We start from the raw sequence: 23,384 nt of genomic DNA on the forward strand, positions 1-23,384 counted from the left end.
CTGTAATCACGAGCATGGGGCAGGGCGGGCCCCGAACGGAAGGGGGGCCGCCCCCGTTCCTTCGAACGGGTGACGGCCCCCACGGAAGCCCAGGGCGCGCCCGGGGGCGCGGGAGGGGTCAGATGTGGCCGCCGCCCATGCCCGACTGCGCGTTCGCGCCGCGCTTGGTGAGCGTCGCGACCAGGGCCGCCACCACCGCGACGACGCCCGCGACGGTGAAGGCCAGGCCCATGCCGTCGAGGAAGGTGTCGTGGATGACATCGGCGATCTTCGCGGCGAGTTCCTCGGTCATGCCGGGGGCCTTGTCCATGCCCGCGGGCGCCATGCCGAACTCGGCGGCCTCCTGGAGGCGCGGGTCGGGCGGGACCGGGATGCCGGCGGCCTTCCAGTTCTCCCCGAAGGCGGTGGAGACCTTGGAGGCCATGACCGCGCCGAGCACCGCGGTGCCGAGCGCGCCGCCGACCTGCATGGCGGCCTGCTGGAGGCCGCCGGCGACGCCGGAGAGCTCCAGCGGCGCGTTGCCCACGATGACCTCGGTGGCGCCGACCATGACCGGGGCGAGGCCCAGGCCGAGGAGGGCGAACCAGAGGGACATGGCCAGCGTGCTCGTGCCGGCCGAGAGCGTGATCATGCCGAACATCGCGGCGGCGGTGCAGACCATGCCGCCGACCAGCGGGACCCGCGGGCCGAACTTGGTGATGAGCGCGCCGGCCAGCGGCGAGGCGACGATCATCATGGCGGTCAGCGGCAGCAGCCGCAGACCGGCGTCGATCGGGCCGAGGCCCTGCACGCCCTGGAGGTAGAAGGTCACGAAGAACAGGCCGCCCATGAAGGCGAAGGCCATCAGGACCATCAGCACCACGCCGGCCGAGAGCGGCACGGAGCGGAACAGGCCGAGCGGGATGAGCGGTTCGGCGACCTTCGTCTCCCAGAGGGCGAAGATCCCGAAGAGGACCAGGGAGCCGATCAGACAGCCCCAGGTGTTGGCGCTGGTCCAGCCCCACTCGGCGCCGGCCTGGATGAGGCTCCAGACGAGCAGGCCCATCGCGCCGGAGAGCAGCGCGATGCCGAGGACGTCGAAGGAGCGCGGCGCGTTCTCCGCGCGGTGGTCCTTGAGGATCAGCAGGCCGAGGGCGAGCGCGAGGACGCCGACCGGCACGTTGATGAAGAAGACGGACTGCCAGCTGACGTGCTCGACGAGGAAGCCGCCGAGGATCGGGCCGCCTGCGGTGGAGGCGCCGATGACCATGCCCCAGATGCCGATGGCCATGTTCAGCTTCTCGGCGGGGAAGGTGGCGCGGAGCAGGCCGAGGGCGGCCGGCATGAGCAGGGCGCCGAAGAGGCCCTGGAGGACGCGGAAGGCGATGACGGCGGCGATCGAGTCGGAGAGCCCGATCGCGCCCGAGGCGGCGGCGAAGCCCGCGATGCCGATGAGGAAGGTCTGGCGGTGGCCGAAGCGGTCACCGAGCTTTCCGGCGGTGATCAGCGCGACGGCGAGCGCGAGCAGGTAGCCGTTGGTGATCCACTGGAGCTGGTCCAGGGAGGCGCCGAGGTCGGCCTGGATGGCGGGGTTGGCGATGGCCACGATGGTGCCGTCGAGGGCGACCATCATCACGCCTGCTGCAACGGCAAACAAAGTCAACCAAGGGTGGCCGCGCAGGCCCTTCGCCGGGGCCGGACCAGGCTCCCCGGCGCCCCCCTGGCCCTGCGGGGCCTTTTCCACTGTGATCTGACTAGTCATGAAAGCAGGCTAGTGACAGTGACTGACAATTGACAAAGCGATTCATGCGCCGGTAACTGTCATATAGCTCACAGGTACCCTGAACAGGGAAAAGATCCCGATTCCTCCCCCCGACAAGCACATGCGAACGAAAGAGGCCCCCTTGACCGTGCGTGCCCCCGGGCCGCCCGCGCTCGGCCTGCGCGAGCGGAAGAAGCAGCGCACGCGCGACGCCCTCATCCGGGTCGCCCTGGAGCTGTTCACCGAGCAGGGGTACGAGCGGACCACCGTCGACGAGATCGTCGACGCCGTCGAGGTCTCCCAGCGGACCTTCTTCCGCTACTTCTCCTCCAAGGAGGAGGTCGCCTTCGCCGTCCAGCGGATGGTGGAGGAGGAGTTCGTCCGCTCCCTCGCCCTGCGCCCGCCGGAGGAGGGCCCCCTCGACGCCATGCGCAACGCCGTGCTGGGCTCGTGGGACAGCGTCGGCGAGGTCATCGACCGGATCGTGCCGGTCGACCTCTACCTGCGGACCTTCCTCATGATCGAGTCGACCCCGGCGCTGCTCGCCGTCCACCTGCGCCTCTCCAGCGAGATGGAGGAGGGCGTCGCCCGGCTGCTCGCCGAGCGCGAGGGGCTGGACGTGGACGCCGACCCGCGCCCCCGGATCGCCGTGGCCGCCTTCTGCGGAGTGATGCGCGTCACCGGACAGATCTGGGGAAAGGGGACGGACCCCACGCTGGAGGGCATCCGGAACCTGACCGAGCGGTACCTCGACCAACTGGGCCCCGCCCTGGCCCCGCACTGGCGCGGGCCGCGCACGGGGGTCTGAGCGGCCCCGGGAACGCCTTCCGGCGCAGGTCACCGGAGCGATCCGCTCCGGCGGCCGGGGCGCCGGACCCGTCACCTTCGCCGTCTAGGGTGTCGGCCCGTGACCTCCGCCGACGCCCCGCCGTCCCTCGTCGTCCTGCGCACCCTCCTCGTGCTGGGCGTCGTCCTCGTCATGCTCGCCACCACCGGCTGGACCACCGTCCGCCACCGGCAGGCGTCCGGGACCGCCATGGAGGCCGCGCTCGCCGCCTGGGCGGGAGAGCGCACCGGCGGCGGGCCGCCGCCCGACCCGGCCGCCGCCCCGCCCCGTACCGTCGCGGCCTGGTTCGCCGCCCTCGGCCCGGCCCGCGCACGGGGGCTGGCCGACCGGCACCCGCTCGTCGTCGGCAACCTCGACGGGGCGCCGCCCGCGCTGCGCTACCGCGCCAACCGGACCGCCCTCGCCCGCACCCTGGCCGCCGAGCGGGCCCGCCCGTACGACCCCCGGCTCACCCCCGAGGGGCGGCACGAGGCCCGCCGCCGGGTGGACCGCCTCGCCTCCCTGCTGGCGCCCGGCCGCCACGTCCTGGCCTTCGACCCGACCGGTACGGGACGCGTCGCCGAGGTCCTGGGCGACCTGGACCGGGCCCGGCGGGTGACGGTGGTCGTGCCCGGCGTCGACACCAACCTGCTCACCTTCCAGAAGACCGGCGGCCCGTACACCGCGCCGGTCGGCATGGCCCGCGCCCTGTACGAGACCGAGCGCCGCACCGCGCCCGGCACCCGGGTCGCCGTCATCGCCTGGGCCGACTACACGGCGCCCGCCCGGGTCGGCGTGGACGCGGCCACCGGACGGCTCGCCGCGCTCGGCGCCGACCGGCTGGTCCGGCTGACCGAGGGCCTGCCCGGCACCGCCCGGATCGCGCTCGCCTGCCACAGCTACGGCTCCGTGCTCTGCGGCCTCGCCGCGTCCCGGCTGCCCGACCGGGTGACCGACCTGGCGGTGGCCGGCAGCCCCGGGATGCGCGCGGAGACGGCGGCCGACCTGGGCACCCGGGCCCGGGTCTGGGCGATGCGGGACGCCGGGGACTGGATAGCGGACGTGCCCCACCTGGAGGTCGGCGGGATCGGGCACGGACCGGACCCGGTGGAGCCGGAGTTCGGGGCGCGGATCCTCTCGGCGGCCGGTGCCGAGGGCCACACCGGCTACTTCACTCCCGGCACGGAGAGCCTCGCCAACTTCGCCGCGATAGGGGCGGGGGCTTTCGGCCGCGTGGTCTGCGCACGTGCCGACAGCGCCTGCCGCGGGGGAATCTCCGGCGGCCCGGGGTCCGGACGCGCGTAGATCACGGAATTTCAGGACAGTTCCGAGGGGCGACGCGGAGCCACGCGCCGCATACGATGAGGCGCATGGGTGAGGTGCTGGCCGGAAATCATGCCACCTGGGAGTTGGAGAGCGACGCCCTCGTCATCCGCTTCGAACGGGGGATCCGCACGCCGAGACTGTTCCAGACGCTGCGCGAACGACGCGTGCCGTACGAGGCGCTGGCCTCGGTGACGCTCACGCCGGGCAGGCGGGGCACCGTCGTGCTGCACGCCGTGCCCCGGCCCGGCGCCGATCCGCTGATGACGGCGGCGGCGGGGCAGCTGAAGGAGACGTGCGACCCGTACCGGCTGGCGCTGCCGGGCGACCGGGAGGCGCTCGCCGCGCACTGGCGCGAGGAGCTGGCCGCGCTCGTCCCGCCCGGCCCGGCGGACCCGGAGGAGCGGTGCGAGGGGGGCTTCCTCGTCGCCCCGCCGCAGGGGCCGCTCTCCTTCAAGGCGTACGACGGGAAGGCCGTCTTCGACGGGTCGTCGGAGGTCTCCTTCCGCTGGTCCTCGACCGGGGCCACCTCGGAGAAGTGGAAGAGCGGCGACCGGTTCTATCCGGTGCGGGAGCTGAGCGGCGTCGAGTGGCGCACGCCGGACGCCCCCGGCGGGTGCCTCCGGCTGCTCCTCCGGGGCGCCGAGGTGACGGCGGAGCGGCCCGACCACGACCCGGCGTCGGTCGTCTTCGGGCTCGGGTACGGCGCCGTGCACGAGTCCCTCCCGTTCGCGGCGGCGGTCCTCGCGGCGGTCCGCGGCAAGGAGCGCGCGCCGGTCCCGGCGGGCGCGCGCGGTGCGGCGCACGGAAACCCCGGCGTCGTTGCCGAAAGGATTCGGCACCTGGGCGAACTGCACCGGGCGGGACTGGTGACGGACGAGGAATTCGCGGCGAAGAAAACGCAACTCCTCGCCGAGCTGTAGGGCCCGCCCGGGAGGTCCCGCCCGGGAGGTCCCGCCGACGGCGCCCGGTGTCATACCCCGGTCTCCCCCGCGACCACCCCCCTGGTACGACGACGGGGCCGCCGTACCGAACCTAGGCTGGCCCGTCATGGAAGCGATCGAGAAGCGGCCGGCGGCACGGCTCGCGGCACGGCTCGGCGGCTGGTCGCGGGCCGCCCTGCGGGCCCTGGAAGCCGCCTTCACCGAACCCGCCCCCGCCGGGAGCGCCCCCTTCGCGGGGGCGTCCTCGCGGTGGGTGCGGCTGCTGCCGTACGGGATCGGGGTCGCGCTCGTCGCCTCCCTGCTCCCGGTCACCGTCCACCTGCTCATCCACGACTACGACGTGCCCGGCGCGCTGGCCGGGGCGCTCGGCACCGCGCAGACCGCGCCGCTGCTGCTCGCCCTCACCCGGCCGCTGCGGGCCTGGTGGGTGGTGCTGCCCGCCGACGTGGTGGGGGCCTTCGTCCTCCTCGCCTCCGACGGGCCCCGCGCCCAGCTGTGGCCGTGGACCCCGCCCGCCGTCGTCGGGTACTGCGCGCTGATGCTCGCGCTCGGGCTGCGCGAACCGCGCCGCACCCTGATCGGGGTCTGGCTGGCGACCGGCGCGGCGGGCTACCTCCTGGAGGTCCTGCGGCCGTACGGCGACCCCGGCATCACCACGCTCCTCTTCGTCCTCAGCGGCGTCCTGCTGCTGCTCACCTCCTCGCTCCGGGCGCGGGGCGAGGCGCGGCGGCTGCTGGCCGAGCAGGAGACCATCAGCGAGGCCGAGCGGGCCCGCCGCACGCTCCTGGAGGAGCGGGCCCGGATCGCGCGCGAGCTGCACGACGTGGTCGCCCACCACATGTCGGTGATCACCGTGCAGGCGGACTCCGCGCCGTACCGCATCCCGGGGCTGCCGGAGGCGGCCCGCGAGGAGTTCGCGTCGATCGCGGGCGGCGCGCGGGAGTCGCTGGCCGAGATGCGGCGGCTGCTCGCGGTGCTGCGCAGCGACGGCGGCGAGGGCGAGCGGGCCCCGCAGCCGGGCCTCGACCGGCTCCAGCAGCTGGTGGAGGCGACCGTACGGGCCGGGGTGCCGGCGGAGCTGTCGCTGGCGGCGGACCTGGCCGACGGGCGGGCCGGGGTGGGGCAGGCGGTGGGGCTCTCCGCGTACCGGATCGTGCAGGAGGCGCTGGCCAACGTGGTGCGGCACGCGCCGGGCGCGCCGACCCGGGTGTCGGTGCGCGCCGACGAACCGGGCGAGCTGATGGTCCTCGTGGTCAACGGGCCCGCGCCGGAGCCGGCCGTGCCGCTGGAGGGCGGCGCGGGCACCGGGCACGGCCTGGTGGGGATGCGGGAGCGGGTCCGGCTGACCGGCGGCTCCCTGGACACCGGCCCCCTCCCGGACGGCGGCTTCCGCGTCGCCGCCCGCCTCCCGCTCACGGCCCCGGACCCGGACCCGGCCTCCGCAGCGGACCCCGGCCCGCACCGCCCCGGACCGGCCTGACCGGGGCGGCGCGGGCCGGGCCGGGAAGGAGGCCGGGGGTCCGGCGGCGGACCGCCTAAGGTCGGCGGGGGAAGCCGTCCAGTGAACGAAGGTGCCGCGTGACCATTCGGGTGATCATCGTCGACGACCAGGCCATGGTGCGGGCGGGGTTCGCCGCGCTGCTCGCGGCGCAGGCCGACATCGACGTGGTGGGGGAGGCGCCGGACGGGCGGCGGGGGATCGAGGTGGCGCGGGCCGTCCACCCCGACGTGGTCCTGATGGACGTGCGGATGCCGGAGCTGGACGGGCTGGCGGCGGCCCGGGAGATCCTGCACCCGCCGGCCGGGGTGACCCACCGGCCCCGGGTGCTGATGCTGACCACCTTCGACGTCGACGACTACGTGTACGAGGCGCTGCGCGCGGGGGCGTCCGGCTTCCTGCTGAAGGACGCGCCGCCGGCCGACCTGATCGCCGCCGTGCGGGTGGTGGCGGCGGGCGACGCGCTGCTGGCGCCGTCCGTGACCCGGCGGCTGATCGCCGACTTCGCCGCCACCCGCCCGGCGGCCCGGAAGGACGTGACGGCGCTCCGGCTCAACGGGCTGACGCCGCGTGAGACCGAGGTGCTGGAGCTGATCGCCCGGGGCCTGTCGAACCAGGAGATCGCCCAGCGCCTGGTGCTGGCCGAGCAGACGGTGAAGACCCACATCGGGCGGGTGCTCGCCAAGCTGGACCTGCGGGACCGCGCCCAGGCGGTGGTCTTCGCCTACGAGTCGGGCCTGGTGACCCCCGGGGGCTAGCCCCACCCCGGGCCGGGGGTGGGCCGCTCGTCCACCCCCTACCCGGGTACGGGACGGGAGTTGGCCCCCCGGTGTGACGTGCCGTCACCCGTCTCCTTCCTACCTTCCTCTCGCCCACCGAGGGCCGAGCGAGAGGGAGGGAACGATGCGTCGCTTCACCAGGGGTCTGGTCACCGCCGTCGTGGTGGGGGCCGTGGTCGCGGGGACGGCCGGCTGGGCGGCCGGGAGCGCCCAGGAGCCGGTGACGGGACCGCCGCCGGGGACGGCGGCGTGGAAGGCGGCCGGACTGCCGGACCCGGAGCGGACGGACCCGGCGGGGACGGCCCGGTTCTTCGCGGGGCTCGGGCCCGCGGAGCGGCGGGCGCTGGTCCTGGCCCACCCGTCGGTGGTCGGGAACCTGGACGGGGCGCCGCTGGAGCTGCGCTACGCGGCCAACGCCCGGACGGCGGCGGGCCGGTTCGCGGGGGCGCGGGTCCTCGCCTACGATCCGCGCGGGCGCGGCCAGGCGGTGCTGGTCTACGGGGACCTGGCGCGGGCCCGGCGGGTGGCGGTGCTGGTACCGGGGTCCGACGTGGACGCGGGCCGGATGGAGTCGCTCACCCGGAAGGCGACCGCCCTGCGGGAGGCGACCGGCGGGCGGACCGCGGTCGTCGCCTGGGCCGGCTACACCACCCCGGTCGGAGTGGGCCCGGACGCCGCCGCCGGGGAGCTGGCCGAGGCGGGGGCCGGGCGGCTGGTCCGGTTCACGGAGGGGCTGCGGGCGGCCGGGGTGGCAAACGCGCCCTCGCTGTTCTGCCACAGCTACGGCTCGGTGGTCTGCGGGCTGGCGGCGCACCGGCTGAAGGCGAAGGACCTGGTGGTGTTCGGCTCCCCGGGGATGCGGGCGGCGAACGCGGCCGCGCTGGGGACGACGGCCCGGGTGTGGGCGGCGAAGGACCCGACGGACTGGATCGACCGGGTGCCGAACGTGGCGGTGGCGGGGTACGGGCACGGGCCCGACCCGACGGCGCCGGAGTTCGGGGCGCGGCGGGTGCCCGCGGCGGACGCGGTCGGCCACGACGGGTACTTCGCGCCCGGCACCTCCTCGCTGCGCGCCTTCGCCGCGATCGCGGAGGGGGACGCGCGATGAGGACCCTCGTACAGAAGATCGAGGCGGGCACGCCGGCCCATCGGGACCGGGCGGTGGACGGGCTGCGCGCCCTGGCGCTGCTCGCGGTGCCCACCGGGCACTGGCTGCTCGGCGGTTTCACCCGCTCCGCCGACGGGGCGCTGCACAACGCCTCGCCGCTGTCGGCGTTCGGGGCGCTGGCTCCGGCGAGCTGGGTGCTCCAGATGCTGGGGATCTTCTTCCTGGTCGGCGGGTACGCCTCGGTGCTGTCCTACCGGCGGCGGAAGGGGTCCGCGCGGGCCTGGCTGGGCGGCCGGCTGGCCCGGCTGGGGCGGCCGGTGCTGGGGGTGACGGCGGTGTGGGCGGTGCTGCTGCCGGTGCTGCACCACGGGTTCGGGGTGCCGGTGGACACCCTGCGGACGGCGTCGACGCTGGTGGTCCAGCCGCTGTGGTTCGTCGGTGTGTACACGGTGGTGACGGCGCTGACGCCGCTGTGCGCGCGGGCCGCGCGGCGGCTGGGGGCGTGGTCGGCGGCGCCGCTGCTCGGCTCGGTCGCCGTGGTCGACTTCCTGCGGTACGGGCCGTACGCGGACGCGGTGCCGTCCTGGCTGAGCCTGCTGAACATCCTGCCGGGGTGGCTGTTCGCGTACCAGCTCGGGGTGGCCTGGGGCGAGGGCCGGGTGACGCGGCGGCACGCGTGGGCGCTGCTGGCCGGCGGGGCGGCGCTGTTCGCGGCGCTGCTGCTGGTCTTCGGCTATCCGGCGTCGATGGTCGGGGTGCCGGGCGAGGCGCGGACCAACTCGCACCCGCCGTCGCTGCTGGTGCTCGCGCTGGCCGCCGCGCAGAGCGGCGCGGCGGTCCTGCTGCGGGACCGGCTGGGCCGGCTGCTCGCGCGGCCCGCGCTGTGGGCGCCGGTCGTGGTGGTCAACCTGTCGGCGATGACGATCCTGTGCTGGCACCAGACGGCGATGCTGGCGGCGGCGGTGCCCGCCTCCTTCCTCGGCGAGGTGCCCGGCCTGGTGGGGGCGCCCGACTCGGTCGGCTGGATCCTGGCCCGGCTGGCCTGGATGCCGGTCTTCGCCGGGCTGCTGGTCCTCATCGGCCGGTACGCGCGCGGCTTCGAGTCGCCGTGGGCGCGCACCGGCCCGGCCCGCCGGGCGCTGGCGGGCCTGCTGGCGGCGGGCTTCGCGGTCTTCGCCCTGGGCCTGGCGTGAGGTCCCCCGGCCGGGGGCGGCGGTCAGCCCTCGCGGGAGACCGAGGTGAAGCTCATGTCGGGGTAGCGGTCGCCGGCGACGAGGCCCGCGATCGGTTCCAGGGCGGCGAGTTCGGCGTCGGTGAGGGTGAGGCGGGTGGCGGCGGCGTTCTCCTCCAGGCGGGCGCGACGGCGGGTGCCGGGGATGGGGACGACCGTCAGGCCGTGGACGGCGGACCGCTGCTGGACCCAGGCGAGGGCGATCTGCGCGGGGGTGGCGCCGTGGGCGGCGGCGATCTTACGGACCGGGTCGAGGAGGGCCGCGTTCCGTGCGGCGTTGTCGCCGGTGAAGCGGGGCTGGTGGCGGCGGAAGTCGTCCTTCGACAGGTCCTTGCCCGCGTCGGCGAAGGCGCCGGTGAGGAAGCCCCGGCCGAGCGGCGAGTACGGGACGAAGGTGACGCCCAGTTCGGCGGCGGCGGCCACGGCGGAGCGCTCGACGTCCCGGGAGAAGAGGGACCACTCCGACTGGAGGGCGGCGATCGGGTGCACGGCGTGCGCCTCGCGCAGTTCGGCACCGGTGACCTCGCTGAGCCCGAGGCGGCGGACCTTGCCCTCGGCGACCAGTTCGGCCATGGCGCCGACGGACTCGGCGAGCGGCACGGCGGGGTCGCGGCGGTGCATGTAGTAGAGGTCGATGGTGTCGGTGCCGAGGCGGCGCAGGCTGCCCTCGACGGCCTGCCGGATGTAGGCGCGGTCGTTGCGGATGCCGCGGTGCTGGGGGCGGGCGGGGTCGCGTTCGATGGCGAACTTGGTGGCGAGGACGATCTCGTCGCGGTGGGCGGCGACGAAGGGGGCGAGGAACTCCTCGTTGGCGCCGCTGCCGTAGATGTCGGCGGTGTCGATGAGGGTGACGCCCTGTTCCAGGGCGGCGTCGAGGGTGTCGCGGGCGGTGGCCTCGTCGGTGGCGCCGTAGAACTCGCTGATGCCCATGGCGCCGAAGCCCTGGACGCCGATCTCGGGGCCGTCGGGGCCGCCGAGGCGCACGGTGTCGATCTTTCCGGTGCCGCCGGTGGTGCCGGTGCCGTCGTTCATGGGGAAACGCCTCCGCAGATGGTTCCGTAGTGGTCGATCTTGAGGTCGAGCACGGCGAGCGTGGACTGGAGCTCGGCGATCCGGCGCACGACGTCGCTCCGGGTGGACTCCAGGAGGGCCCGGCGCTCGGCGTGGGTGTGGTCGCCCTCCCGGACCAGCTCGGCGTAGCGGACCATGTCCGCCACCGGCATCCCGGTCAGCCGCAGTTTGCCGACGAACGCCAGCCAGCCGAGGTCGCGTTCGGTGAAGCGCCGCTGCCCGGTGTGCGACCGGTCGACGTGCGGCATGAGGCCGATCCGCTCGTACCAGCGCAGGGTGTGCGCGGTGAGGCCGGTGAGGGCGGCCACCTCGCTGATCGTGTAGCGGTCCTTCCCCCGCGGCGCGGTCGTGCTCTCGACGCTCTGGACGCTCTCGGTCACGCTCATGCCCCCACGCTAAAAGGTTGGAGTGCACTTCAAGCAAGTAGGCTCGGCTCCATGAACAGCAGCGTGCCCAGCCTGGCGGCGATCGAGAACTGGCCCGTCCCGACCGCGGCGGCGGCCGTGGTCCGCGCCGACGGCACGGTGGCCGGGAGCCACGGCCCCACCGGCCACCGCTTCCCGCTCGCCTCGGTGACCAAGCCGCTGGCGGCGTACGCGGTGCTCGTCGCGTACGAGGAGGGGGCGATCGACCTCGACGAGCCGGCCGGTCCGGAGGGCGCCACCGTGCGCCACCTGCTGGCGCACACCTCGGGGCTCGCCTTCGACGAGAACCGCGTCCAGGCCGCGCCCGGCACCCGCCGGATCTACTCCAACACCGGCTTCGAGGTCCTGGGCGACCTGGTCGCCAAGGCCACCGACATCCCCTTCGCCGACTACCTGCACCAGGCGGTCCTGGAGCCGCTGGGCATGGCGGCGACGAGCCTGGAGGGCTCCCCCGCCAAGGACGCGGTGTCGACCGTGGACGACCTGGTGCGGTTCGCGGCCGAGGTGCAGGCGCCCCGGCTGCTCGACGCCCGCACGGTGCTGGACGCGATGACGGTCGCGTACCCCGGCCTCACCGGCATCCTGCCGGGCTACGGGCACCAGCGGCCCAACGACTGGGGGCTCGGCTTCGAGATCCGCGACGGCAAGGCGCCGCACTGGACGGGCGCCGCGTCCTCGCCGCGCACGTTCGGCCACTTCGGCCAGGCCGGGACCTTCCTGTGGGTCGACCCGGACGCGGGGGCGGCGTGCGTGGCGCTGACGGACCGGGCGTTCGGGCCGTGGGCGGTCGAGGCGTGGCCGCCGTTCACCGACGCGGTCCTCGCCGACCTGCGCCGCTGACCCGGGGGCGGGGGCTCAGACCTCGCAGGAGGAGGCGGGCAGCGAGCCGTCGGTGCCGGTGACGGTCACCCGGGCGGTGCCGGAGCGGTCGGCGGAGAAGGCCATCGTGCACACCAGCTGCCCGACCGCGCCGGGCGGCAGCGAGCGGACCGGGAAGCCCACCCGGATCAGGAGGCCGTCCGGCCCGTCGGTCCTGACCTGGGCGGCCCGCAGGCCGTCCGGGGGCAGTGCGGTGGTCAGGCCGGCCGCGCGCTCGGGCGGGCGGGGTCCGGCGAAGAGCGCGGCGAGCGCCTTCGCCGGGGCGATGCCGGCGGCGTACGGATGGCCGGCGTCGATCTCGTACCCCTGCCCGAAGCCGTCGAAGGGGACGGTCTCCCCGGTCGCGGCGTCCGGGTCGCCGCCCGGCCCGCTCCGGGTGGGGACCGGCACGCCGATGCGGCCGACGTCCCGGGAGACCGGCATCAGCCGCCCGTCGGGGCCGAGGAAGTACAGCAGCAGCCGGCTCTCGGGGAAGGGCGCGACGACGACGGTGGGCGCCCCGCCCGCCTCCACGACGTCGCTGCCCCGGATGCCGCAGCCGGCGAGCGCCAGCAGTCCGGCGGCGCACAGGGCGAGCCGGGCGGCCCGCCGGGTCACAGCGGGATCCGGACCGTGAACACGGCGCCGCCCTCCGGTCCGTTGGCGGCCTCGACGGTGCCGCCGTGCAGCCGTACGTTCTCCTCGGTGATGGCCAGGCCGAGGCCGCTGCCCGCCGAGCGGGCGCGGGCCGGGTCGGCCTTGAAGAAGCGGTCGAAGACGTGCGGCAGGACGTCGGGGTGGATGCCGGGGCCCCGGTCGGAGACCTCCGTGACGAGGGTGTCCCCCTCCGCGCGCACCCGGACCGTGACGGGGGCGGCGCCGTGCCGGAGCGCGTTGCCGACCAGGTTGGCCACGACGACGTCGAAGCGGCGCGGGTCGAGGTCGGCCCGGACGCCCTCGGCGAGCAGCGGGACGACCTGCGCGGGGTCGGTCCAGCGGCGGCCGGCCAGGGTCCTGCGGACGCAGTCGGCGACGTCCACCTGGTCGGTGTGGAGCTCGGCGGCGCGGGCGTCGAAGCGGGAGATCTCCATCAGGTCCTCGACGAGCACGGCGAGCTTGACCGTCTCGGCGCTGATCAGCCGGACCGCGCGGGCCGTGTCGCTGTCCAGGGCGCCGGCGTCCTCGTCGAGGACCTCGGTGACGGCGAGCATCCCGGCGAGCGGGGTGCGCAGTTCGTGCGAGACGTCGGAGGCGAAGCGGCGGGCGCGGGCCTCGGCGCGGCGCAGCTCGGTGACGGAGCGCTCCAGTTCGGCGGCGGACTCGTTGAAGGTGCGGGCCAGGTCGGCGAGTTCGTCGCTGCCCTTGGCGTGGATGCGGGTGTCGAGGCGGCCCCGGCCCATGCTGTGGGCGGCGTGGCGCAGTTCGCGTACGGGCCGCAGGACGCCCCGCGCGGCGATCAGCGCGGGGACGAGGGCGACGGCGAGCGCGGGCAGCGCGCCGTCGCGGGCGGCGGTGACCAGGGCCTCGATGTTCGCCTCCTCCTCGCCCAGCTCCATCACCGCGTAGACGACGAGGCCGGTGGGCTGGCCCGCGCCCGCCACCGCGTCGGTGCGGAAGACCGCGGGCACGGCGATCGTCAGATACGGTACGCGGCCCTTGACCACCCGCTGGAAGCCGGCCTGCGGGGTGGCCGTGCGGGCGTGGGCGCGGTCGCGCAGTTCGGGGGTGATGACGCTGGAGGTGGGGCGGTCGGTGGAGGAGACGCGGAGGGAGCCGTACTCGGCGTAGACCCGCCAGGGGCGGGGCTTGCCCTGGCGGGCGATGCGCATGAGGGCGTCGCGCAGCGAGTCCGGGTCGGGGGGCAGGGCGAGGTTGAGGTCGTCGACCTGCTGGCGGAAGGCGGAGACGGCGGTGTTCTGGGTCTGCTCCAGGATCGCGTTGCGGGCGGCCCGGTAGGTGAGGGCGGCGGTGGTGCCGCAGCCGACGGCGGCGACCAGGAGGAAGGCGAGGACCAGGCGGGTGCGCAGGCCGAAGGGGCGGGGGCGGCGGCGCCGGGCGCGCCGCGCGGCGCGCGTGTCCGGCGCGGGCGTGCGCTCCGGCTCCGGTGCGGCCGTCCGCTCCGCGCGGCGGGTCCGGCCGCGCCGGAAGCGGCGGCCCGGGGTGCCGGACGGTTCCCCCGCCGCCGGGCCGGCCGGGTTCACACAGGTCTTCACAGCGGTCCGAAGCGGTAGCCGAAGCCGCGCAGGGTCTGGATGTAGCGGGGCTCGCCGGGGGTGTCCTCGATCTTGGCGCGCAGCCGCCGCACGCAGGCGTCCACCAGCCGGGCGTCGCCGTGGTAGTTGTGCTCCCAGACGTGCTCCAGGAGCTGCTGGCGGCTGAAGACCTGCTCGGGGGCGGCGGTGAGGTGGAGCAGCAGCTTCAGCTCGGAGGGGGCGAGGGCGATCCGCTCGCCGTCCTTGGCGACGGTGAGGCCCGCCCGGTCGACGGCGAGGGCGCCGTGGTGCTCGACCGCCGGGCGGCCGCCGCCGAGGTCCTCGATGCGGCGCAGCACGGCCCGGATGCGGGCCTCGATGACCTCGGTGCGGGCGGGTTTGACGATGTAGTCGTCGGCGCCCGCCTCCAGCCCGACGACGACGTCGAAGTCGTCGCCCCGGGCGGTGAGCATGATGATCGGGAGCTGGCTGCCCTCGCGGACGCGGCGGCAGACCTGGACGCCGTTCATGCCGGGCAGCATGAGGTCGAGGAGCAGCAGGTCGGGGCGGAACTCGCCGAGGGCGGCGAGCCCGGCCTCGCCGGTGGCGGCGGTGCGCACCTCGTGGCCGCGGCGCCGGAGGCCGAGCTCGACGCCTTCGCGGACCGAGGGGTCGTCTTCGATGAGGAGCACGCGGGGCATTCGTGGAGTATCCCAAGGTCGGCGGGGGTCCCGGCGGGGAGCCCCGGGCGGGGTGGGTCAGGCGCGGCGGGCGAGCCGGGCGGTGGCGGCCGTCAGGAGCGCGGACACCTCGGTGAGGCGCAGCGGACGGGCGAGGAGGACGAAGACGGCGAGGACGGCGGCGGCCCCGGCGAGACCGGAGACGACGGCCCCGGCCTGGGCGGTTCCCTCGGCGGCGGCCAGGCCGTATCCGGCGGCGGGGACGGCGGCGAGCAGCAGCCGGCCGGGGCCGGAGCCGCCGTCGGCGGCCGGGAGGCGGCGGCGCAGGACGCGGGCGGTGAGGGCCCAGCCGGCCCAGAGGGCGAGCGAGTACCCGGCGGCCATGCCGGTGACGGTCCAGCGGGTGGGCAGCCACTGGTGGGCGGCGAGCGCCAGGAGCGCGTTGAGACCGGCGATGACGAGGTTGAGCAGGAAGGGGGTGCGGGTGTCGCGGAGCGCGTAGAAGGCGCGGGTGCACACGTACTGGCCGGAGAGGGCGATCAGGCCGGGGGCGAGCGCCATCAGGGTCCAGGCCATGGCCCGTACGTCGGCGTCGCCGGTGGCGCCGTAGCCGAAGACGACCGACATGAGGGGGACGGCGAGGGCGAAGAGGGCGCAGGCGGCGGGGACGACGGCGGCGGCGGTGGTGCGCTGGGCGTAGCCGATGTCGCGGCGGACGGCGGCGAGGTCGCCGTCGGCGGCGGCGCCGCTCATCCGGGGCATGAGGGCGGTGACCAGGGAGACGGTGACGATGCCGTGCGGGACGGCCCACAGCAGGTAGGCGTTGTTGTAGGCGGCGAGGCCGGCGCCGCCGGTGCCCGCGCCGGCGCCCGCGGAGGTGGCGACCCAGGTGGTGACCCAGTAGGCGGCCTGGTTGGTGAGGACGAGGAGGACGAGCCAGCCGGCGGCGCGCAGCGGGGCGGCGAGGCCGCTGCCGCGCCAGTCGAGGCGGGGCCGGAAGCGGAAGCGGGCGGCGCGCAGCGAGGGGAGGAGGGCGAGGGCCTGGGCGGCGATGCCGGCGGTGGTGCCCCAGCCGAGGAGGGCGGTCTCGCCCGCCGTGAGCGCGCCGCCGTCGCTGACGGCGAGGAAGAGGCCGAAGACGGCGACGGCCACGACGTTGTTGAGGACGGGGGTCCACATCATGGCGCCGAACCGGCCGCGGGCGTTGAGGACCTGGCCGAGGAGGGTGAAGAGGCCGAGGAAGAGGATCTGCGGCAGGCAGGCGCGGGTGAAGGCGATGGTGAGGTCGCGCTGGCCGCCGGTGTAGTCGGTGTACGCGTCGACGAGGGCGGGCGCGGCGAGGACGGCGCCGGCGGTGAGGACGAGGAGGGCGAGCCCGCAGAGGGTGAGGAGCCGGTCGGTGTAGGCGGCGCCGCCGTCCTCGTGCTCCTTGGCGGCCTTGACCAGTTCGGGGACGAAGACGGCGTTGAGGGCGCCACCGAGGAGCAGGGTGTAGACGATGGTGGGGACGGAGTTGCCGACCGCGTAGCCGTCGGCGACCAGGCCCGCGCCGAGCGCGGCGGCGACGACGGCGGCGCGGACGAAGCCGGTGGCGCGGGAGACGAGCGAGCCGGCGGCCATGACGGCGCCGCTGCGGAGCGCGGACGGCTTCTTCGGGGGTGCGGGCGGCGGGGCGAGCGTCGTCACCGGCGGGCCAGGTACGCCTGGAAGGCGCGGTACAGCGCGTGGTTGGTCGTGCCGTGCATCGGTGTCTCCCACTCCCCCAGCGTCTCGACGACCTGTCCGCCCGTGCCGAGCTTCCAGCGCAGCAGCCCGTGGGCGCGGTCGTCCGGATCGAGGGTGGAGGGTACCCCGCGCAGGTCGTAGACGTCGGCCCCGAGGGCGTGGGCGTCGAGGAGCATGCGCCACTGGAGGGCGTTGGAGGGGCGGACCTCGCGGCGGTGGTCGGCGGAGGCGCCGGTCTGGTACCAGACCCGGCCGCCGACGGTGATCATGGTGTGGGCGGCGAGGATCTCGCCCTCGTGGCGGGCCAGGTAGAGCTTCATGCGGCCGGGGTGCTCGGCGTTGAGGACGGCGTACTGGCGCTCGTAGTAGGCGAGGGAGCGGCCGAGGCGGAAGCCGTCGCGCTCCTCGGTGATCCGCAGCAGGCGGTGGAACTCGGGGAGGTCGGCGGCGGAGCCGAGGGTGATCTCGACGCCGGACTTGCGGGCCCTGCGGACGTTGCGCCGCCATTCCTGGTTGAGGCCGGCCCACAGGTCGTCGGGGGTGCGGCCGGTGAGCGGGACCTGGAAGACGTGCCGGGGCTGGGCGTCGGCGCCGTCCTCGGAGTCGCCGCCGCAGCGCTTCCAGCCGCGGGCGCGGAGGCGTTCGGCGACGGCGGTGCCGAGCGGGTCGACCTCGTCGGCGAGGGCGTCGCCGAGGCGGCGGCCGGGGCCGGTGGCGGCCTTGACGGTGGCGGCGTGCCAGCGGCGGTGGGCGGGGGTGGGGCCGATGCGGACGGCGAAGGCGCCGGCGGCCCGCAGGTGGGCGAGGAGCGGGTCGAGCCAGTGGTCGAGGTCGGGGTCGGCCCAGTCGGCGACGGGTCCCTCGGGGAGGTAGGCGAAGTACTTGCGGGTGCCGGGGAAGGCGCGGAGCAGGACGAGGGCGACGCCGGTGAGGCCGCCGTCGGCGGGTCCCCAGCCGACGAGCTGGTGGCACCAGCCGTCCTTGACCCGGGCCCAGGCGGGCAGTTGGAGGAAGCTGGGACCTTCGGGTCCGGTCCGGGCGGCGAGGAAGGCGCGGTACGCCTCCGGGGTGACGGTGGCGAGCCGGAGCGGTCCGGCGGGCGGGCGGGCGCCCCGGTGCTTCACGGGTGCGGGCGTCAGGAGCAGCGCTGACACGGCGGGAGCCTCCTCGGGGTCGCGGCCGTGCCTCGGTGGCGCGGCGGACAGCAGGCTCACAGCCGGATGAGACCGGTCCGCGCGGCGTGTGTGACGGGACGGTGACCGTTTCTCCGCAGCTGCCGTCACAGGGGTCCGCGGGCCGCCGCGGGGGCCCCGGGGGCGCCTAGAGTCCGGGCATCCCGCCCTTTCCTTCCTCTTCCCGGAGGTGCTCCGTGCCGTCCATACGCCCGTCCCGGCCCGTGCTGGCCGCCGTCGCCCTGGCCGTCTCCCTCACCGCCTGCTCGGCCGGGTCCGGGGGCGGTCCCGCCGCCCCGTCGGCCGCGGCGGACGGGGCGCCCCCGAAGGTGTCCGTGGTGGCCCCGGCGGCCGGGAAGCAGGTGACGGTGACGGCGTCCGGCGGGACGCTGGCGTCGGTGACGGTGACCGACGCGGCGGGCGGCCGGCTCGCGGGCCGGGCGGCGGCGGGCGGGGCCCGCTGGACGTCGGACCGGAAGGCGGCGCCGGGGGCGTCGTACACGGTCGCGGTGGTGTCGCGGAGCACCGGCGGGAAGGAGACGACGACGCGGTCCGCCTTCACCACGCAGAAGGCCGGGGCGGTCAACCGGCTGACGCTGGCGCCCGGGAAGGACACCACCGTCGGCATCGGGCAGCCGCTGTCGATCGTCTTCGACCGGCCGGTGCGCCGGAAGGCCGACGTGGAACGGCAGTTGAAGGTCACGACGTCGAACGGCACCGAGGGCTCGTGGGGCTGGATCACCGACCACTCGGGCCGCGACCGGGTCGACTGGCGGCCCCGGGAGTACTGGAAGCCGGGCACGAGGGTCGTCCTGGAGGCGGACCTCAACGGGACGGACTCCGGCGGCGGCTGGTTCGTACGGGACTACCGGACCTCCTTCACGATCGGCGCGGCGCAGGTGGTGAAGGTGGACCTCGACGCCAAGCGGCTCTCCCTGGTGCGGGACGGGCGGACGGTCCGCACGGTCCCGGTCTCCGGCGGCACGCCCGGCGGCGACAAGCGGTCCTGGCGGGGAACGGCCGTGCTGATGGCGAAGGAGGGCACGATCCGGATGAACTCGGAGACGGTCGGGCTCGGCGACGCCTACGACAAGATGGTCGACTACTCGATGCGGCTGACCTGGTCGGGCATGTACACGCACGCGGCGCCGTGGAACGCGGCGTACTTCGGCCGCGCCAACAGGAGCTCCGGCTGCATCGGGATGAGCACGGCCGACGCCCGGTCCTTCTACGACGCGGTCCGCGTCGGCGACCCCTTCGAGATCAGCGGCGGCGACACGAAGGGCGTGGTCGCGGAGGGCAACGGCTACGGGGCGTGGAACACCCCCTGGGCGAAGTGGCGGGCCAAGAGCGCGCTGCGCTGAGCCGCGCTGCGCTGAGCCGCGCCGCGCCCGCCGCGCCCGCTGCGCCCGGCCCGACCGGCGCGGCCCCGGGAAGCGGCGCGGTCTCAGGGGGCGGCGCACTCCCAGACCAGCACCTCGGCCGGGTCCGCCGCCGCGAGGACGAGGCCCCGCTCCCCGGTGGCCCGGACCGCGTCGCCCGCCGCCAGGGCCGTACCGCCCAGGGCGACCCTCCCCCGGACCACGTGGACGTACAGCGCGGCCGCGTCGGGCAGCGGCACCTCCTCGCCCGCCGCCGGGCGGTGGACATGCAGGACGGCGCCCGCCGCGGGCAGCGCGTACCGGCCGGGAAGCTCGCGGACCAGCTCGTACGAGGGCTCCCCACCGGGCTCGCGCGGGGCCAGCCACATCTGGACGAAGACCAGGGGGGCGGCGCCGTCGTTGCGCTCGGTGTGCCGGACGCCGGCCGCCGAGGAGAGGTGCTGGAGGTCGCCGGGGCGGACGGTCGTGCGGTGCCCGGCCGAGTCGCGGTGGGTGAGCTCGCCCTCCGCCACCCAGGTCACGATCTCGGTGTGGGAGTGCGGGTGCTCACCGAAGCCGGCGCCCGGCGCGAGCCGCTCCTCGTTGACCGCGAGGAGCGGGCCGAAGCGGAGGTTGTCGGGGTCGTAGTACGGCCCGAAGGACAGGGCGTGCCGGGTCTCGACACCGGCCTCGGGGTCGCCGCCCGGATACCGCTCGCCGGCGCGCTGGATGCGTATCACCCCACGTACGGTAGCGCGGCGACCGGCGGCGAAACCGCCCCGACCCCGCACGTCGGCGCCCGGATGAGGCAGTCTTGTCCCCGTGTCTGAACCCGCGAACGCCGCTCATCCCCACGCCGCGACCCTGAAGCGACTCGAACAGTCCTCCGGGCGGCTGGCCGCCAACGCCATCGCCCGCATGGACGAGACGCTGCCGTGGTACCGGGCGATGCCGCCCGAGAACCGCTCGTGGATCGGCCTGGTCGCGCAGGCGGGCATCGCCGCGTTCACCGAGTGGTTCCGGCATCCGGAGACCCCGCAGGCCATCTCGACGGACGTCTTCGGGACCGCGCCGCGCGAGCTGACCCGGGCGATCACGCTGCGGCAGACCGTGGAGATGGTCCGCACCACCATCGAGGTGATGGAGGCGGCCATCGACGAGGTCGCCGCGCCCGGCGACGCGTCGGTGCTGCGCGAGGCGCTGCTCGTCTACGCCCGGGAGATCGCCTTCGCGACGGCCCAGGTCTACGCGCAGGCGGCGGAGGCGCGCGGCGCCTGGGACGCCCGCCTGGAGTCGCTGGTGGTCAACGCGGTGCTGTCCGGGGAGGCCGACGAGGGCGCCGTCTCGCGGGCCGCCGCGCTCGGCTGGAACTCCCCCGACCACGTCTGCGTGGTGCTCGGCACCGCCCCCGACGGGGACAGCGAGCTGACCGTGGAGGCGATCCGGCGGGCCGCCCGGCACGCCAAGCTCCAGGTGCTCACCGGGGTCCTCGGCGCCCGCCTGGTGGTGATCGCGGGCGGCTCCGACAATCCGCTGGCGGTGGCGAAGGCGCTGATCGGGCCGTACGCGCCGGGGGCGGTGGTGGCCGGCCCGGTGGTGCCCGACCTGCTGGCGGCGACCCGCTCCGCGCAGGCGGCGGCGGCCGGCCTGAAGGCGTGCACGGCCTGGCAGGACGCACCCCGGCCGGTGCTCGCGGACGACCTCCTGCCGGAGCGCGCCATCGCCTCCGACCCGTCGGCCCGCGAGCAGCTGGTGGAGGAGATCTACAGACCGCTGGAGGAAGCGGGCTCGGCCCTGCTGGAAACTCTGAGTGTCTACCTGGAGCAGGCCAGCAGCCTGGAAGGCGCGGCGAGGATGCTCTTCGTCCACCCGAACACCGTGCGCTACCGGCTTCGACGTGTGACCGACGTCACCGGCTGGTCACCCTCCGATGTCCGATCCGCCTTCACCCTGCGAATCGCGCTCATCCTCGGACGCTTGGCCGACGCGGATCAGCCGTCCTAGACTTTTGTGGGACACCGACAATTCCCCCGACGGTTCTTCGTCCCTGTCCTCACGGGCGCGGGACACCGTCCCCAAGAGAGAGTGTGAGGGTGCTCGTACTCGTCGCTCCCGGCCAAGGCGCCCAGACGCCCGGCTTCCTGACCCCCTGGCTCGAACTCCCCGGTGCCGCCGACCGCCTCGCGGCCTGGTCCGAGGAGATCGGGCTCGACCTCGTGCACTACGGCACGAAGGCGGACGCGGACGAGATCCGCGACACCGCCGTCGCCCAGCCACTGCTGGTCGCGGCCGGTCTCCTCTCCGCCGCCGCCCTCGGTGAGACCGCCCCCGGCGCGATCGCCGGTCACAGCGTCGGCGAGTTCACCGCCGCGGCGCTGGCGGGCGTCCTCGACGCCACCGCCGCCCTGAAGCTGGTCCGCGCCCGCGGCCTGGCGATGGCCGACGCCGCCGCGATCGCCCCGACCGGCATGGCGGCCCTGCTCGGCGGCGACCCCGAGGTGACCGTCCCGCACCTGGAGAAGCTCGGCCTGACCCCGGCCAACGTGAACGGCGCGGGCCAGATCGTCGCCGCCGGCACCCTGGAGCAGCTGGCCGCCCTGGAGGCGGACAAGCCCGAGGGCGTCCGCCGGGTGATCGCCCTGAAGGTCGCCGGCGCCTTCCACACGCACCACATGGCCCCCGCGGTCGCCACCCTGGAGCGGGCGGCGAAGGAGCTGGCCCCGGCCGATCCGAACGTGACGTATGTCTCCAACAAGGACGGCCGGGCCGTCGGCACCGGCGCGGAGGTCCTCTCCCGCCTGGTCGGCCAGGTCGCCAATCCGGTCCGCTGGGACCTGTGCATGGAGACCTTCCGGAGCCTCGGCGCCACCGCGCTGGTCGAGGTCTGCCCCGGCGGCACCCTCACCGGCATCGCCAAGCGCGCGATGCCCGGCGTGGCCACGGTGGCGCTCAAGACTCCCGACGACCTGGACGCGGCCCGTACGCTCGTCGCCGAGCACACGGCCGTCTGACGAGGAGTGTCGAGAACCATGTCGAAGATCAAGCCCAGCAAGGGCGCCCCGTACGCGCGCATCATGGGCGTGGGCGGCTACCGCCCGGTCCGGGTCGTGCCCAACGAGGTGATCCTCGAGAAGATCGACTCGTCCGACGAGTGGATCCGCTCGCGCTCGGGCATCGCCACCCGCCACTGGGCCTCCCCCGAGGAGACCGTGACCGCGATGTCGGTCGAGGCGTCCGGCAAGGCGATCGCCGCGGCCGGGATCTCCCCCGAGCAGATCGGCGCCGTCGTCGTCTCGACGGTCTCGCACTTCAAGCAGACCCCGGCCGTCGCCACCGAGATCGCCGACAAGATCGGCGCCGGGAAGCCGGCCGCCTTCGACATCTCCGCCGGCTGCGCGGGCTTCGGCTACGGCCTGACCCTCGCCAAGGGCATGATCGTCGAGGGTTCCGCGGAATACGTGCTGGTCATCGGCGTGGAGCGGCTCAGCGACCTGACCGACCTGGAGGACCGCGCGACGGCCTTCCTGTTCGGCGACGGCGCGGGCGCCGTCGTGGTCGGCCCTTCCGACGAGCCGCACATCGGCCCCAGCGTCTGGGGCTCCGAGGGCGACAAGTCGGAGACCATCAAGCAGACCGTCCCGTGGAACGATTTTCACGTGGGCGACGTCACCAACCTCCCCCTCAACGAAGCGGGCGAGATCAAGTTCCCCGCCATCACGCAGGAGGGCCAGGCGGTCTTCCGCTGGGCCGTCTTCGAGATGGCGAAGGTGGCCCAGCAGGCGCTCGACGCCGCCGGCATCACGGCGGACGACCTGGACGTCTTCATCCCGCACCAGGCCAACATGCGGATCATCGACTCGATGGTGAAGACCCTGAAGCTGCCGGAGCACGTCACCGTCGCCCGCGACGTCGAGACCACCGGCAACACGTCGGCCGCCTCGATCCCGCTCGCGATGGAGCGGCTCCTGGCCACCGGACAGGCGAAGAGCGGCGACACCGCGCTCGTCATCGGCTTCGGGGCGGGTCTCGTCTTCGCCGCGACGGTCGTTACTCTCCCCTAGGCGACCGGGATCACCCGGCCGCCAACCCACCGAAGCAACCACAGAAGGAGCGCCACCATGGCCTTCACCCAGGAGCAGCTCGTCGAAGGTCTCGCCGAGATCGTGAACGAGATCGCCGGCATCCCGGTCGAGGACGTCAAGCTGGACAAGTCCTTCACCGACGACCTGGACGTCGACTCCCTGTCGATGGTCGAGGTCGTCGTCGCCGCCGAGGAGCGCTTCGACGTCAAGATCCCCGACGAGGACGTCAAGAACCTCAAGACCGTGGGCGACGCCGTCGACTACATCCTCAAGCACCAGGCCTGATCCGGCGCCCGCCGGCCCAGCCCTCCGCTGACGGCCGGCCCGGTCCGCCACCCGGCGGTGGCGCCGTCTTCCGACCATCACCA

The 23,384-nt window shown here is 75.2% G+C and carries 22 protein-coding genes; 13 read left to right on the forward strand and 9 right to left on the reverse strand.

Annotated elements, in window-relative coordinates; translation table 11 throughout:
* Positions 1-118: 118 nt before the first annotated feature.
* The gene (locus IE219_RS03670; protein ID WP_373298774.1) at positions 119-1,612 is read right to left on the reverse strand and encodes an MFS transporter; all 1,494 of its coding nucleotides are present in this window, start codon (positions 1,610-1,612) and stop codon (positions 119-121) included.
* A 250-nt stretch (positions 1,613-1,862) separates the two neighbouring features.
* Here IE219_RS03670 and IE219_RS03675 point away from each other — a divergent pair, with 250 nt between their 5' ends.
* From IE219_RS03675 to IE219_RS03705, 7 genes are all read left to right on the forward strand, one after another.
* Positions 1,863-2,549 (forward strand): TetR/AcrR family transcriptional regulator, encoded by a 687-nt coding sequence (locus IE219_RS03675; RefSeq protein ID WP_189975052.1) that lies wholly within the window; start codon positions 1,863-1,865, stop codon positions 2,547-2,549.
* Between the two features lie 99 nt (positions 2,550-2,648).
* Entirely contained in the window at positions 2,649-3,872 is a 1,224-nt protein-coding gene (locus IE219_RS03680) for an alpha/beta hydrolase (RefSeq protein WP_189975053.1), read from the forward strand.
* A 65-nt stretch (positions 3,873-3,937) separates the two neighbouring features.
* Positions 3,938-4,813, forward strand: a complete 876-nt coding sequence (locus IE219_RS03685; RefSeq protein WP_189975054.1) for a DUF4429 domain-containing protein — start codon at positions 3,938-3,940, stop codon at positions 4,811-4,813.
* 127 nt (positions 4,814-4,940) lie between these two features.
* Positions 4,941-6,314 (forward strand): sensor histidine kinase, encoded by a 1,374-nt coding sequence (locus IE219_RS03690; RefSeq protein WP_189975055.1) that lies wholly within the window; start codon positions 4,941-4,943, stop codon positions 6,312-6,314.
* 98 nt (positions 6,315-6,412) lie between these two features.
* On the forward strand, positions 6,413-7,090 hold the full coding sequence (locus IE219_RS03695; RefSeq protein WP_189975056.1) for a response regulator: 678 nt from the start codon (positions 6,413-6,415) through the stop codon (positions 7,088-7,090).
* A 145-nt stretch (positions 7,091-7,235) separates the two neighbouring features.
* Positions 7,236-8,219: an alpha/beta hydrolase gene (locus IE219_RS03700; protein WP_189975057.1), complete on the forward strand. Its 984-nt coding sequence runs from the start codon at positions 7,236-7,238 to the stop codon at positions 8,217-8,219.
* Positions 8,216-9,412 (forward strand): acyltransferase family protein, encoded by a 1,197-nt coding sequence (locus IE219_RS03705; RefSeq protein WP_189975058.1) that lies wholly within the window; start codon positions 8,216-8,218, stop codon positions 9,410-9,412. The genes IE219_RS03700 and IE219_RS03705 overlap by 4 nt, the downstream gene beginning before the upstream one ends.
* Before the next feature lie 23 nt (positions 9,413-9,435).
* Here the strand turns inward: IE219_RS03705 and IE219_RS03710 are convergent, their stop codons facing one another.
* Complete coding sequence (locus IE219_RS03710) at positions 9,436-10,482, reverse strand: aldo/keto reductase (protein ID WP_189975059.1); 1,047 nt, start codon at positions 10,480-10,482, stop codon at positions 9,436-9,438.
* A complete protein-coding gene (locus IE219_RS03715; protein ID WP_189975060.1) occupies positions 10,479-10,907 on the reverse strand; it encodes a MerR family transcriptional regulator in 429 nt (142 codons plus the stop codon). Before IE219_RS03715 ends, IE219_RS03710 begins: the two co-directional genes overlap by 4 nt.
* 51 nt (positions 10,908-10,958) lie before the next feature.
* Between IE219_RS03715 and IE219_RS03720 the strand changes: the two genes are divergently transcribed.
* The gene (locus IE219_RS03720) at positions 10,959-11,786 is read left to right on the forward strand and encodes a serine hydrolase domain-containing protein (protein WP_189975061.1); all 828 of its coding nucleotides are present in this window, start codon (positions 10,959-10,961) and stop codon (positions 11,784-11,786) included.
* Positions 11,787-11,801: 15 nt separating this feature from the next.
* Here IE219_RS03720 and IE219_RS03725 read toward each other — a convergent pair whose 3' ends face one another.
* Genes IE219_RS03725 through IE219_RS03745 form a run of 5 tightly spaced genes read right to left on the reverse strand, consistent with a single transcriptional unit; the run spans position 11,802 to position 17,555 of the window.
* A complete protein-coding gene (locus IE219_RS03725) occupies positions 11,802-12,422 on the reverse strand; it encodes a hypothetical protein (protein WP_189975062.1) in 621 nt (206 codons plus the stop codon).
* Positions 12,419-14,017, reverse strand: a complete 1,599-nt coding sequence (locus tag IE219_RS03730) for an ATP-binding protein (protein ID WP_373298759.1) — start codon at positions 14,015-14,017, stop codon at positions 12,419-12,421. The genes IE219_RS03725 and IE219_RS03730 overlap by 4 nt, the downstream gene beginning before the upstream one ends.
* Positions 14,014-14,697, reverse strand: a complete 684-nt coding sequence (locus IE219_RS03735; protein WP_189975063.1) for a response regulator — start codon at positions 14,695-14,697, stop codon at positions 14,014-14,016. Before IE219_RS03735 ends, IE219_RS03730 begins: the two co-directional genes overlap by 4 nt.
* Before the next feature lie 57 nt (positions 14,698-14,754).
* A complete protein-coding gene (gene murJ, locus IE219_RS03740; RefSeq protein WP_189975531.1) occupies positions 14,755-16,362 on the reverse strand; it encodes a murein biosynthesis integral membrane protein MurJ in 1,608 nt (535 codons plus the stop codon).
* Positions 16,359-17,555: a lipid II:glycine glycyltransferase FemX gene (locus tag IE219_RS03745; RefSeq protein ID WP_373298760.1), complete on the reverse strand. Its 1,197-nt coding sequence runs from the start codon at positions 17,553-17,555 to the stop codon at positions 16,359-16,361. The genes murJ and IE219_RS03745 overlap by 4 nt, the downstream gene beginning before the upstream one ends.
* Positions 17,556-17,770: 215 nt before the next feature.
* On the opposite strand from IE219_RS03745, the gene IE219_RS03750 reads away from it, so the two are divergent.
* Entirely contained in the window at positions 17,771-18,937 is a 1,167-nt protein-coding gene (locus tag IE219_RS03750) for a L,D-transpeptidase (protein ID WP_189975064.1), read from the forward strand.
* Positions 18,938-19,020: 83 nt separating this feature from the next.
* On the opposite strand, the gene IE219_RS03755 is transcribed toward IE219_RS03750, so the two are convergent.
* Complete coding sequence (locus IE219_RS03755) at positions 19,021-19,674, reverse strand: pirin family protein (RefSeq protein ID WP_189975065.1); 654 nt, start codon at positions 19,672-19,674, stop codon at positions 19,021-19,023.
* An 82-nt stretch (positions 19,675-19,756) separates the two neighbouring features.
* On the opposite strand from IE219_RS03755, the gene fasR reads away from it, so the two are divergent.
* The 4 genes from fasR to IE219_RS03775 all read left to right on the forward strand — a co-directional run bounded on the left by fasR (position 19,757) and on the right by IE219_RS03775 (position 23,301).
* Entirely contained in the window at positions 19,757-20,938 is a 1,182-nt protein-coding gene (gene fasR / locus IE219_RS03760; protein ID WP_189975066.1) for a fatty acid biosynthesis transcriptional regulator FasR, read from the forward strand.
* Between the two features lie 89 nt (positions 20,939-21,027).
* Positions 21,028-21,945 (forward strand): ACP S-malonyltransferase, encoded by a 918-nt coding sequence (locus IE219_RS03765; RefSeq protein ID WP_189975067.1) that lies wholly within the window; start codon positions 21,028-21,030, stop codon positions 21,943-21,945.
* Positions 21,946-21,963: 18 nt separating this feature from the next.
* On the forward strand, positions 21,964-22,995 hold the full coding sequence (locus IE219_RS03770; RefSeq protein WP_189975068.1) for a ketoacyl-ACP synthase III: 1,032 nt from the start codon (positions 21,964-21,966) through the stop codon (positions 22,993-22,995).
* 57 nt (positions 22,996-23,052) lie between these two features.
* Positions 23,053-23,301 carry an acyl carrier protein gene (locus IE219_RS03775; RefSeq protein ID WP_189975069.1) on the forward strand — a complete coding sequence of 83 codons (249 nt, stop codon included), beginning with the start codon at positions 23,053-23,055 and terminating at the stop codon, positions 23,299-23,301.
* The last annotated feature ends 83 nt before the right edge of the window (positions 23,302-23,384 follow it).

It is taken from the genome of Streptomyces termitum, from assembly GCF_014650175.1.
GTDB lineage: Bacteria > Actinomycetota > Actinomycetes > Streptomycetales > Streptomycetaceae > Streptomyces > Streptomyces termitum.

What these genes read in the sequence shown, in the direction of transcription:
- IE219_RS03735 (WP_189975063.1), bottom strand. Translation starts at nt 14,697, where the DNA reads ATGCCCCGCGTGCTCCTCATCGAAGACGACCCCTCGGTCCGCGAAGGC.
- IE219_RS03670 (WP_373298774.1), bottom strand. Translation starts at nt 1,612, where the DNA reads ATGATGGTCGCCCTCGACGGCACCATCGTGGCCATCGCCAACCCCGCC.
- IE219_RS03690 (WP_189975055.1), top strand. Translation starts at nt 4,941, where the DNA reads ATGGAAGCGATCGAGAAGCGGCCGGCGGCACGGCTCGCGGCACGGCTC.
- IE219_RS03700 (WP_189975057.1), top strand. Translation starts at nt 7,236, where the DNA reads ATGCGTCGCTTCACCAGGGGTCTGGTCACCGCCGTCGTGGTGGGGGCC.
- IE219_RS03775 (WP_189975069.1), top strand. Translation starts at nt 23,053, where the DNA reads ATGGCCTTCACCCAGGAGCAGCTCGTCGAAGGTCTCGCCGAGATCGTG.
- IE219_RS03685 (WP_189975054.1), top strand. Translation starts at nt 3,938, where the DNA reads ATGGGTGAGGTGCTGGCCGGAAATCATGCCACCTGGGAGTTGGAGAGC.
- IE219_RS03675 (WP_189975052.1), top strand. Translation starts at nt 1,863, where the DNA reads ATGCGAACGAAAGAGGCCCCCTTGACCGTGCGTGCCCCCGGGCCGCCC.
- IE219_RS03720 (WP_189975061.1), top strand. Translation starts at nt 10,959, where the DNA reads ATGAACAGCAGCGTGCCCAGCCTGGCGGCGATCGAGAACTGGCCCGTC.
- IE219_RS03705 (WP_189975058.1), top strand. Translation starts at nt 8,216, where the DNA reads ATGAGGACCCTCGTACAGAAGATCGAGGCGGGCACGCCGGCCCATCGG.
- IE219_RS03710 (WP_189975059.1), bottom strand. Translation starts at nt 10,482, where the DNA reads ATGAACGACGGCACCGGCACCACCGGCGGCACCGGAAAGATCGACACC.
- IE219_RS03715 (WP_189975060.1), bottom strand. Translation starts at nt 10,907, where the DNA reads ATGAGCGTGACCGAGAGCGTCCAGAGCGTCGAGAGCACGACCGCGCCG.
- IE219_RS03770 (WP_189975068.1), top strand. Translation starts at nt 21,964, where the DNA reads ATGTCGAAGATCAAGCCCAGCAAGGGCGCCCCGTACGCGCGCATCATG.